This window comes from Paraburkholderia diazotrophica, assembly GCF_900108945.1.
GTDB lineage: Bacteria > Pseudomonadota > Gammaproteobacteria > Burkholderiales > Burkholderiaceae > Paraburkholderia > Paraburkholderia diazotrophica.
Genome location: NZ_FNYE01000022.1, coordinates 118,205 through 128,583 on the forward strand (window position 1 = coordinate 118,205; position 10,379 = coordinate 128,583).

A 10,379-nucleotide genomic window follows, 5' to 3' on the forward strand; every position below is an offset into this window, starting at 1 on the left:
TCGGGCACGCGCACGGCGCCAGGCCGTGCGCTTCGTCGCCAAGGTCAGGCGCGCTCAAATACGGCGGCAATACCCTGACCGCCGCCGATGCACATAGTCTCGAGCGCATAACGGCCCTTTCGGCGCGTCAGTTCGTGCAGGAGCGTCGTCATGATCCGCACGCCCGTTGCGCCAATCGGATGGCCGAGCGATATGCCTGAGCCGTTCACGTTGAGCCGGTCGGTATCGTGCCAGTTCCAGCCTTTGAGAACTGCCAGGACCTGGCATGCGAACGCTTCGTTCACTTCGACGAGATCCATCTGGTCGAGCGAGAGACCGGTGCGCGCCATCAGCTTCTGGACCGCAGGCACGGGCCCGATGCCCATGCGCGACGGCTCGCAGCCGGCGGCGGCCCAACCGGTAAGCCAGGCGATGGGTTCGAGTCCGAGCGCTTCGAGGCGGTCTTCCGCGACGACAAGGCAGGCAGCTGCGGCGTCGTTCTGCTGGCTGGAGTTGCCCGCGGTAACCGTGCCGCCCGGCATCAGCGCGCGGAGCTTGCCGAGACTTTCCATGCTGGCGTCGGCGCGGAATCCTTCGTCTTTGGAGAAGAGGAGCGGCTCGCCTTTTTTCTGGGGTACGCTGACCGCAACGATCTCTTCCGCCATGCGGCCCGACTCCCACGCTGCCGCCGCGCGCTGATGGCTGCGCAACGCGAATTCGTCGGCGGCCTCGCGGCTGATGGCATAGTCGGTGGCGAGATTTTCCGCGGTCTCGATCATGCCGGAGATGTAGCCGAAGCGCGCCTCCGGCTGCGAGCGCTCGCGGCCGCGTGCGAGACGGTCGTGAAACTGGACGGAGCCCGAACGGGCGCCCCAGCGCATGTCCGTGCTGTAGTACTCGATGTTGCTCATGCTTTCCACGCCGCCGGCCAGCACCACGTCGGCGGCGCCCGTCTGCACCATCATCGCGGCGGTGGCAAGCGCCTGCAGGCCGCCGCCGCAGCGCCGGTCCAGCTGCATGCCCGGCACTTCCACGGGCAGGCCCGCCTGCAGCGCGATCCAGCGGCCCACGCAAGGCGTTTCGCTGTTCGCATACGATTGTGCGAAAACGACGTCGTCGATGCGAGCGGGATCGAGTCCTGCGCGCCGGATCGTTTCATTCGCAACGAGTGCGCCGAGTTCTTCGACAGATACGCCGCGCAGGCTACCGCCAAAGGCGCCCACGGGCGTTCGTACAGGGGAGACAATTGCTGCGCGTTTCATCAAGTGTTTCCTTGCAGGTTTCGAGATTCTGATTCGGGCGTGACCGCAATCAGGCAACGAGCGTCGCACTTCCGGAGCGATTGGACGGAGGAGCGCCCGCGAACTGATCGAGAGCGCCACGATGATCCGGATGGGCGATTGCAAGCATGCGCTCGCGCCGTTGCCGCAACGTCAGTCCGCGCAGATCGGCAACGCCATATTCCGTCACGACGATGCCGGCGTCGCTGCGTGGTGTGCTGACGGGTCCATTCAACGACGCGACGATGCGGGTGGCGCCCTTGCCCGCCGTGGAGGGCAGTGCGATGACGGGAACGCCGCCACGGGAGCGCCGCGCGCCGCGCAGGAAGTCCACTGCACCGCCCACCGCGCCCACATAGACGCCGCCGGCAATCTCGGCGTTGATCTGACCGCTCAGATCGACTTCGACCGCCGAGTTGATGGCCACGAAGCGGTCGATGCTCGCGAGCACGTGCGGGTCGTGCGTGTAGCGCGTCGAACGAAACTCGATGGCGTCGTTGCGGTGCGCGAACTCGTGAATGCGCCGGCCGCCCATCATCACGCCCGCGATGGTCTTGCCCGTGTCGATGTTCTTGTGCGCATTGTTGATCACGCCGCTTTGCATGAGGTCGGCGACTTTGTCCCCGATCGTGCCGGAATGAATGCCGAGGTTGCGACGATCGGTGAGGCAACCGAGGATTGCTTCGGGAATCGCGCCGAGGCCGAGTTGAATCGTGGCGCCGTCTTCGATCAAACCGGCGGTGTGCCTCGCAATCGCCAGATCCGTCGCGCTTGCCGCACTGGATGAACTTTCCGGCAGCGCGCGTGACGTCGGCAGGATGAAGTCGATTTCGCCGTCACGAAGGTATCGCTCGCCGTATGTCCAGGGCGCCTGCTCGTTCACTTCCGCAACGACGACGCGCGCCTGCTTGAGTGCCGGAATCAGATACTCGTGCGCAATGGACAGGCTATAACGGCCTTGTGAATCGGGCGGCGCCAACTGCAGCAGCAAGACATCGATGGGAAACTGACCCGACTCCATCATCTGCGGAAACTGCGAGTAGTGGCACGGAAGAATATCGAGTGCGCCAGCTTTGGCCAACGCGCGGTTCGCGCCGGTGCCGCAGTACGAAACGAAGTCGATGCAGTCCGCGTGTTCGGACCGGCACGTGTCGAAACTGCTTGCGCCGAGAAAAACCCGGAACGCGCCGATGCCGTGCCGTTGCTCGAGCAGTTTTTGCGTGAGCGGAAGGGGCTCCGCGTTCGCCTGGCCCCATGCGACGGTATCCCCAGGACGAACGATGGATGCGAAGTCGACGGAGTCAGCCTCTAGTAGTAAGGGCATGATGTTCGCGTCAGTGGGCAGGTTGCGAAACAGGCTGGATCTCATCGTACTGCCCGCGCGCGGCGCCTGACGCGACGAGTTCCGCTATCCGTTCTTCGCTGTGGCCGATGCTGCGCAGTACGAGTTCTGTATGCTCGCCAAGATGAGGAACGGCGAGCGGTGGCGACGCGGGCTCGTTGCGAAAGTGAATCGGGCTCGCAACGTGATTGCGTCCGGACGGATCCCTCTGGATCATCGCGCGCTCACGCGTATGAGGATGGTTGAGCGCTTCGGCGAGCGAGAGCACGGGCGCTACGCTGATGTTTCGACCATCGAACCAGTCGAGCCATTCAGCGAGCGTGCGAGTCAGGAAGGTTTGCGTCAGAAATGCCCGCACGCGCGATTGGCCTGCACCTTGCGGGCCGATGACATCGCTAATCAGATCCGGGCGGCCCAGTGGTGTGAGCAGGTTAGTGGCGAAGCTGTGTTCCCGTCCGCCGAGGCAAAGCCACTTCGAATCGGCGGTCTCATAGGCGTTGAGCAGCGCGAGTCCGCTGTCGCCTTCAGTCGCCTCTTGCGATTGACCGTCCGGCGTGTTGAGCAAGCGGCCGCTCAGGTGCGGCTGTGCAGTGAGCGCCGCATCGAAGAGCGAGAGGTCGATGTAGTCGCCTCGCCCCGTTTCTCGCGCGCGCAGTAGTGCCATCAATACAGCGGACAACGCCGTCAATGAACCGGCAAGCGCGGCGAGCGATGGTCCTGTGGTAATGGGCATTCCGCGGCTATCGCGCGGCAGCGTGCCCGCAAGCGATTGAATCACCGGATCGTGTGCGGGCAGTTGAGAGAGCGGACCGTTCTGGCCAAATGCGGTCATCGCGCAATAAACGAGCCGCGGGTTCGTCCGTTTCATCGTGTCGTAGTCGATGCCGAGGCGTGCGGCCACGCCCGGCCGCGACGATTCGATGACCACGTCAGCCTCGTCTATCAGCTTGAGCGCCGCTTCGCGTCCATCCGGATGCTTCAGGTCGAGGGCGATGCTGCGTTTGCCGCGGTTGACCGCCGCGAAGAACGCGCCGTCCGTGCCGGGGGCGCCGCGCGTGGGGTCCCCAGTGACCGGTTCGATCTTGATGACTTGCGCGCCGTGATCCGCGAGATGGGCGGCGAGGAACGGACCCGGCATGAACTGCGACAGGTCCACCACGCGAAGACCGGTGAGTTTCATGCGAGACTGGCGCCGAAGCCGAGCTGACGTTGCGCGATCGCGGCGGCTTCCTTTACGATGCGTTCGATCAATTCCGCACAGGTCGGCAAGTCGTGAATGAGACCGGTCACGATCCCGGCGGGAAAGGCGCCGCCTTCGACTTCTCCCGTGACGAACGCGTCCATCCAGCGGTTTGCTCCCGTCAGTGCGTAGAGGTCCGAGTGCGTCACGTGCCCGCTGCGCTCCAGTTCCAGCGCGGCGAGGCTCACGCTATTCCTGACCACGCGGCTCGAATCTCCGATCGAGCGGCCGACCAGCACCGTGTCGCGCTCGGTCGCGTCCAGCAGACGTTGCTTGATCGCAGGATGAACCTGCGATTCCTGCGTAAGCATAAAGCGCGTGCCCATGTTGATGCCGTCCGCGCCGAGAGCGAGCGCAGCCATCAGACCGCGGCCATCGGCGAAGCCTCCGGATGCGAGAATCGGCACCTTCAGCTTGTCGGCGGCGGCGGGGATCAGGATCAGTCCGGGGATATCGTCTTCGCCAGGATGCCCCGCGCACTCGAAGCCGTCGATGCTGAGGGCGTCTGCGCCGAGCGATTCGGCCTTCACCGCGTGGCGGACCGTGACGCACTTGTGGACGACCTTGACGCCGTGCGCCTTGAATTCGGCGATATATTTCGCCGGATTGCTGCCTGCCGTTTCCACGACCTGGACACCCTGGGACACGATCGTGCGCACGTACGCGTCGTAGTCGAGACCGGCGTTCGCGCCGAGAACGGTCAGGTTGACACCGAAGGGTTTGTCCGTGAGCGAACGTACCTTGTCGATTTCACGGGCGAGCGCATCGGCGCTTGCATGCGTGTGCGCGGAAATGAAGCCGAGGCCGCCTGCGTTGCCCACGGCCGCTACCAGTTCGGCTCGCGCCACCCAGCGCATGCCGCCTTGAATGATGGGGTATTGAATGCCGAGTAATTCGGTAATGCGATTGACGTATGGTTTCATCGCGTGCCTGCAACCTGGGTAAGGAGTGTGAGTGCCAGAGACAGGCGCTGGGCGCGCATGATCAGGCAAGCTTGGTTCGCCACTGCTGAGGTGGCCTTTTCCTGGCGATTCAACAATCGCGAAACTGCGGCTTACGTTTTTCGGCGAAGGCCGCCATGCCTTCCTTGCGATCTTCAGTGGCAAAGGTCGAATACGCCATGCGCCGCTCGAAGAGGATGCCTTCGGCGAGGCTCGATTCGTAGGCACGGTTGACGCACTCTTTCGCCATCGCCACGACCGGCTGCGAGAAGCGCGCGATCTCATCGGCCGTTTTCAGCGCTTCCTCGACGAGCGTGTCGACGGGAACGATGCGGCTTACGAGCCCGCATCGTTCGGCTTCGACGGCGTCCATCTTGCGGCCGGTGAGGATCATCTCCATCGCCTTCGATTTACCGAGCACGCGCGTGAGTCGCTGTGTGCCGCCGGCGCCGGGAATCGTTGCGAGCGTGATTTCGGGCAGGGCAAAACGGGCGTTGTCGGCGGCGAGGATGAAGTCGCACATCATGGCCAACTCGCAGCCTCCACCTAACGCCAGACCCGCGACAGCGGCGATGACCGGCTTGCGGCAACGCGAGGTGCGCTCCCAGTTCGACGTGATGAACTGGTTCTTGTAGACGTCCATGTACGTCCATTCGCCCATCATCTTGATGTCGGCGCCGGCGGCGAACGCTTTTTCGCTACCAGTGAGGACGATTGCGCCGATGGCCGGATCGGCTTCGAGGCTGTCGAGCGCGGCCGTCAGCTCGTCCATCAGCTGGTTGTTCAGCGCGTTATAGGCTTGCGGACGGTTCAGCTTGATCAAGCCGGTCTTGCCGTGAATTTCGACGATGATCGTCTCGTAGGCCATGGTCTTTCCTTGCAGGAATCAGGGTGAACACTCAAACCAGCATTGGGATCTGCTCGCCTGTCGCTGGGACTGCGGCGCGCTGCTCTGACTGTGTCGGGTTGTGCCGCGCATTGCCAATTTTGTGAACGACGTTTATGATTCTGAATGTACGACCCGGCTTTGTCAATTGAGCCCGCGGTCAGATTTGCTAACGGAAACACCGCGAGGAGACAGTGCATGACGACTCGTCACGAGGACGGACAAATTCGCGTTGAACAGCGCGGGAACCTGCTTTTGATAGGAATCGACCGTCCTGAAAAGCGCAACGGCTTCACCCCGAAGATGTTCAAAGAGCTGGCCATGGCTTACACGCGACTCGAGAACAGCAGCGATCTGTTCTGCGGCCTGGTCTACGCCGAAGGCGATCACTTTACGGCGGGGCTCGACATGCCGAAGATTGCGCCGCTTCGCCGTGAGGGCAAACCCTTGCTTCGGGAAGGTGAGGTCGATCCGTTCAACTTGCGCCCGCCACTGCGCACAAAGCCGGTCGTCATCGCTCTCAAAGGAATCTGCTTTACGGTCGCGGTTGAATTGATGCTCGCATCGGAAGTGGCGGTGGCCGCCGATAATTGCCGTTTCTCCCAACTTGAAGTGAAGCGGGGGATCATGGCAGGTTGTGGTGCGACGTTCCGCATGGTCCAGCGTGCTGGCTGGGGCAACGCGATGAAGGTGCTGCTCACCGGCGACGAATTCACCGCAGAGGAGGCGCGGCAAATGAATTTCGTGCAGGACGTTGTGCCGGCGGGCCAGGAGTTCGATCGGGCGCTTGCTATCGCAGAGCGAATCGCGGCGCAGGCGCCGCTGGCCGTGCAGGCCACGATGCAGAATGCGCGCGTCTCTTTGGGGCAAGGCTGGCAGGATGCCTACGCGACAATCCAGTCGACCCAGCAGTTTCTCTACAACACGGAAGACGCGAAGGAAGGCGTTCAGTCCTTCATCGAAAAACGTACGGCGAAGTTTGTCGGACGGTGATACTTGGCTTGCGGCGGGCCGGTACTAATCCAAGAGGACAGTTTGATATGACAAAAGGCGCGTTGGCCGGGGTCCGCGTACTCGACCTGAGCCGTATTCTCGCGGGGCCTTGGGCGGCGCAGATGCTGGCGGACCTCGGCGCGGAGGTCATCAAGGTCGAGCGTCCTGGCAAGGGAGACGACTCGCGGCAGTTCGGCCCGCCTTTTCTCATGGATCGGGAGGGCAAGGTTACGCGCGAGTCCACGTTCTTCATCAGCGCGAACCGCGGCAAGAAGTCGATCACGTGCGATATTTCGACGCCCGACGGCCAGGCGCTGATCCGTTCGCTGGCCGCGCACTGCGACGTTTTGCTCGAGAACTATAAGGTTGGCGACCTCAAGCGTTATGGGCTCGACTATGAGAGCCTCAAGCTCGTCAATTCGCGCCTGATCTACTGCTCGATAACGGGGTTTGGTCAAACCGGGCCGTACAGCCCGCGCCCCGGGTACGACTCGATTTTCCAGGCGATGGGTGGCCTGATGAGCGTCACCGGAAACGGTGACGACGTGCCAGGCGGCGGCCCGATGAAAACCGGGCCCAGTCTCGCGGATATCCTCTGTGGTCAGTACGCGGCCTCCGCGATCATCGCGGCGCTCTACCATCGCGACGCGACGCAAGGCGGTAGTGGGGAGGGGCAGTACATCGACCTTGCGTTGCTGGACGCGATGATCGCTGCCACATCGCACTACGCAAGCCAGTACCTCGTTTCGGGTCAAATTCCGATCCGGCGGGGTACCGAGGGGAACGGTGGCATGCCGTCCCGCATGTTCCGCTGTGCCGATCGCGACATCATGATCGTCGCGGGTAACAACGAGCAATACGCACGGATGTGCAACGTGCTCGGACACCCCGAGCTCGCGAGCGACCCGCGATTTAGCGAGATTGCACTGCGCGTGAAGAATCGTCGCGCGCTTGGCGAAGTGTTCGAGCCGCTGATCGTCGAATGGCAAAGCGATGAACTGCTGGCGGCACTCGATGCCGCTGGGGTACCGGCCGGCCCGATCAACAACCTGGAGCAGGTGTTCGCCGATCCGCATGTGCAGGCGCGCGCCATGTGCGTCGAAGTTGCGCATCCGCTCACCGACGAGGCAGTGCGTATGGTCGCCAATCCGGTCAAGATGTCAGGCACGCCTATCGATTCGTACGGAGCGCCGCCGATGCTTGGGCAGCATACGGACGACGTACTGCGTGATCTGCTGAGCATGTCGCAATCGGATATCGATATCCTGCGCGAAAAGAAAGTTCTGTAGAAAGCGAAATCCTTCGAAGCGCAGCCCTTCGGGGCGCGCATTCTCATGAACTGGCGATATCAATCAGGATTGCGAATTGCGTAGCCGCTGTGAGATTTCGGCAAAGAGCAGCGGCCACTTTTTGTATCGCGCTAATGGAATCAGGGGTTCTTTGATGCACATTGGAATACCCGCAGAGACGCGGGCGAACGAAATCCGCGTGGCCGCGACGCCGGAGACAGTCAAGAAATATGTCGCCCAAGGCCATACGGTCACGATACAGGCCGGTGCCGGCGCTGGCGCGAGCTTTCCCGACGAGGCTTACGCGGCCGTAGGTGCGCAGATTGCCGACGCGGCCACCGCTTTTGGCGCGGACCTCGTGCTGAAGGTTCAATCGCCCACCGTGAGCGAGTTGCCGTTCATGAAGCGCGGTGCGGTGCTGATCGGCATGCTCGAGCCTTTTAATGCGGAGAATTCATCGAAGCTTGCAGCGGCGGGCATCACTGCCTTCTCGCTGGAAGCCGCGCCGCGCACGACGCGCGCGCAAAGTCTCGACGTATTGTCGTCTCAAGCCAACATCGCAGGCTACAAGGCAGTGCTGCTTGCGGCCGATCTGTATCCGCGCTTCATGCCGATGCTGATGACGGCTGCCGGCACGGTAAAGGCCGCGCGCGTACTGATTCTCGGCGCGGGCGTCGCGGGCCTGCAGGCGATTGCGACCGCGAAGCGTCTTGGCGCCGTGATCGAAGCGTCGGACGTGCGGCCCGCCGTGAAGGAGCAGATCGAGTCGCTCGGGGCGAAGTTCCTCGACGTGCCATACGAAACCGCTGAAGAGCGCGAAGCAGCCGAAGGCGTCGGCGGCTACGCGCGGCCGATGCCGCCGTCGTGGCTCACGCGCCAGTCGGCGCTCGTCCACGAGCGCGCGAAGCAGGCCGACGTCATCATCTCGACCGCGCTGATTCCGGGCCGTCCCGCACCGACCCTGCTTTCCGTCGAAACCGTGCAGGCGATGAAGCCGGGCTCCGTGCTCATTGACCTCGCGGCCGGACGCGGCGCCGAGTATGAAGGCAACCGCGGCGGCAACTGTCCGTTGACGGAAGCCGACAAGGTCGTCGTCAAGCACGGCGTGACAATCGCGGGCTATACGAATCTCGCGTCGATGGTCGCGTCGGATGCTTCCGCACTGTACGCGCGCAATCTGCTCGACTTCATGAAGCTGATCGTCACGAAGGAAGGCGCACTCAATATCGATCTCGCGGACGACATCGTCGCGGCCACGCTGCTGGCACGCGACGGCGAAGTCACGCGCAAGGCATAAGGAGACGGGTGATGGAAGTCATCAACCATACCGTGATCAATCTGATCATTTTCGTGCTGGCGATCTACGTCGGCTACCACGTCGTCTGGAACGTGACGCCGGCGCTGCACACGCCGCTGATGGCGGTGACGAACGCGATTTCGGCGATCGTGATCGTCGGGGCGATGCTCGCGGCGGGCCTCACGGTCGGCGGCGCGGGCAAGTTCTTCGGCACGATCGCCGTGGCGCTCGCCGCCGTCAACGTGTTCGGCGGATTCCTCGTCACACGGCGGATGCTGGAGATGTTCAAGAAGAAGGAGCCGAAGAAGATCGCGGGTCCTGGTGGTTCGAAGGAGGGCGCGTAAATGAGCATGAACGTCGTTACGCTCCTTTATCTGATCGCCTCCACCTGCTCCATCCAGGCGCTCAAGGGACTGTCGAATCCGAAGAGCGCGCGCGCCGGCAACGTGTTCGGCATGGTCGGCATGGCGATCGCGATTCTGACGACCGTCGCGCTGATCGCGAAGCAGGCTGCCGTGCTCGGTTCGAATCTGTCGCTTGGCCTGGCGCTGGTGTTCGTTGCCCTGGTGGTGGGCGGCGGGATCGGCGCGTTCGTCGCCGCGCGCGTCGAGATGACAAAGATGCCGGAACTGGTCGCGGCGATGCACTCGCTGATCGGTATGGCGGCCGTCTGTATCGCGTATGCGGTGGTGTCGGAGCCGGCCGCGTTCGGCCTCGGCGCCGAGGAAGGCATTGCGGGCTTCCTGCCGTACGGCAACCGGATCGAACTCTTCATCGGCACGTTCGTCGGCGCGATTACCTTTAGCGGCTCGGTGATCGCATTCGGCAAGCTGTCGGGCAAATACAAGTTCCGGCTCTTCCAGGGCGCGCCCGTCGTCTATGCGGGCCAGCATCTGATCAACCTGCTGCTCGCACTCGCGATGATCGGCTTCGGCGTGATCTTCTTCCTCACGCAGTCGTGGCTGCCGTTCATCATCATGACGCTGATCGCGTTCGCGCTGGGCGTGCTGATCATCATCCCGATCGGCGGCGCGGACATGCCCGTGGTCGTGTCGATGCTGAACTCGTACTCGGGCTGGGCGGCGGCGGGCATCGGCTTCTCGCTGAACAACGCGATGCTGATCATCGCCGG

The 10,379-nt window shown here is 63.0% G+C and carries 10 protein-coding genes; 5 read left to right on the top strand and 5 right to left on the bottom strand.

Going from position 1 to position 10,379, the window contains the following annotated elements:
- Window positions 1-44: 44 nt before the first annotated feature.
- The 5 genes from BMW76_RS25145 to BMW76_RS25165 form a co-directional block, all read right to left on the bottom strand.
- Entirely contained in the window at window positions 45-1,241 is a 1,197-nt protein-coding gene (locus BMW76_RS25145) for an acetyl-CoA C-acetyltransferase (protein WP_090870126.1), read from the bottom strand.
- Window positions 1,242-1,290: 49 nt separating this feature from the next.
- On the bottom strand, window positions 1,291-2,583 hold the full coding sequence (locus BMW76_RS25150; protein WP_090870128.1) for an acetyl-CoA hydrolase/transferase family protein: 1,293 nt from the start codon (window positions 2,581-2,583) through the stop codon (window positions 1,291-1,293).
- Window positions 2,584-2,593: 10 nt separating this feature from the next.
- The gene (locus BMW76_RS25155; RefSeq protein WP_090870130.1) at window positions 2,594-3,781 is read right to left on the bottom strand and encodes a CaiB/BaiF CoA transferase family protein; all 1,188 of its coding nucleotides are present in this window, start codon (window positions 3,779-3,781) and stop codon (window positions 2,594-2,596) included.
- Window positions 3,778-4,764 carry an NAD(P)H-dependent flavin oxidoreductase gene (locus tag BMW76_RS25160; protein ID WP_090870132.1) on the bottom strand — a complete coding sequence of 329 codons (987 nt, stop codon included), beginning with the start codon at window positions 4,762-4,764 and terminating at the stop codon, window positions 3,778-3,780. Before BMW76_RS25160 ends, BMW76_RS25155 begins: the two co-directional genes overlap by 4 nt.
- A 109-nt stretch (window positions 4,765-4,873) precedes the next feature.
- Window positions 4,874-5,650, bottom strand: a complete 777-nt coding sequence (locus BMW76_RS25165; RefSeq protein ID WP_090870134.1) for an enoyl-CoA hydratase — start codon at window positions 5,648-5,650, stop codon at window positions 4,874-4,876.
- Between the two features lie 216 nt (window positions 5,651-5,866).
- On the opposite strand from BMW76_RS25165, the gene BMW76_RS25170 reads away from it, so the two are divergent.
- The 5 genes from BMW76_RS25170 to BMW76_RS25190 form a co-directional block, all read left to right on the top strand.
- Complete coding sequence (locus BMW76_RS25170; protein ID WP_090870136.1) at window positions 5,867-6,661, top strand: crotonase/enoyl-CoA hydratase family protein; 795 nt, start codon at window positions 5,867-5,869, stop codon at window positions 6,659-6,661.
- A gap of 47 nt (window positions 6,662-6,708) precedes the next feature.
- Window positions 6,709-7,950, top strand: coding sequence for a CaiB/BaiF CoA transferase family protein (locus tag BMW76_RS25175; protein ID WP_090870138.1), 1,242 nt, complete (start codon window positions 6,709-6,711; stop codon window positions 7,948-7,950).
- A gap of 154 nt (window positions 7,951-8,104) precedes the next feature.
- Window positions 8,105-9,247 carry a Re/Si-specific NAD(P)(+) transhydrogenase subunit alpha gene (locus BMW76_RS25180; RefSeq protein WP_090870140.1) on the top strand — a complete coding sequence of 381 codons (1,143 nt, stop codon included), beginning with the start codon at window positions 8,105-8,107 and terminating at the stop codon, window positions 9,245-9,247.
- Window positions 9,248-9,258: 11 nt separating this feature from the next.
- Complete coding sequence (locus tag BMW76_RS25185) at window positions 9,259-9,591, top strand: NAD(P) transhydrogenase subunit alpha (protein WP_087739730.1); 333 nt, start codon at window positions 9,259-9,261, stop codon at window positions 9,589-9,591.
- The coding region (locus BMW76_RS25190; RefSeq protein ID WP_177200486.1) for an NAD(P)(+) transhydrogenase (Re/Si-specific) subunit beta at window positions 9,592-10,379 on the top strand (788 nt) is incomplete at its 3' end.

Coding starts and splice junctions, on each gene's coding strand:
- BMW76_RS25145 (WP_090870126.1), bottom strand. CDS start 1,241: ATGAAACGCGCAGCAATTGTCTCCCCTGTACGAACGCCCGTGGGCGCC.
- BMW76_RS25160 (WP_090870132.1), bottom strand. CDS start 4,764: ATGAAACCATACGTCAATCGCATTACCGAATTACTCGGCATTCAATAC.
- BMW76_RS25170 (WP_090870136.1), top strand. CDS start 5,867: ATGACGACTCGTCACGAGGACGGACAAATTCGCGTTGAACAGCGCGGG.
- BMW76_RS25185 (WP_087739730.1), top strand. CDS start 9,259: ATGGAAGTCATCAACCATACCGTGATCAATCTGATCATTTTCGTGCTG.
- BMW76_RS25180 (WP_090870140.1), top strand. CDS start 8,105: ATGCACATTGGAATACCCGCAGAGACGCGGGCGAACGAAATCCGCGTG.
- BMW76_RS25175 (WP_090870138.1), top strand. CDS start 6,709: ATGACAAAAGGCGCGTTGGCCGGGGTCCGCGTACTCGACCTGAGCCGT.
- BMW76_RS25165 (WP_090870134.1), bottom strand. CDS start 5,650: ATGGCCTACGAGACGATCATCGTCGAAATTCACGGCAAGACCGGCTTG.
- BMW76_RS25155 (WP_090870130.1), bottom strand. CDS start 3,781: ATGAAACTCACCGGTCTTCGCGTGGTGGACCTGTCGCAGTTCATGCCG.
- BMW76_RS25150 (WP_090870128.1), bottom strand. CDS start 2,583: ATGCCCTTACTACTAGAGGCTGACTCCGTCGACTTCGCATCCATCGTT.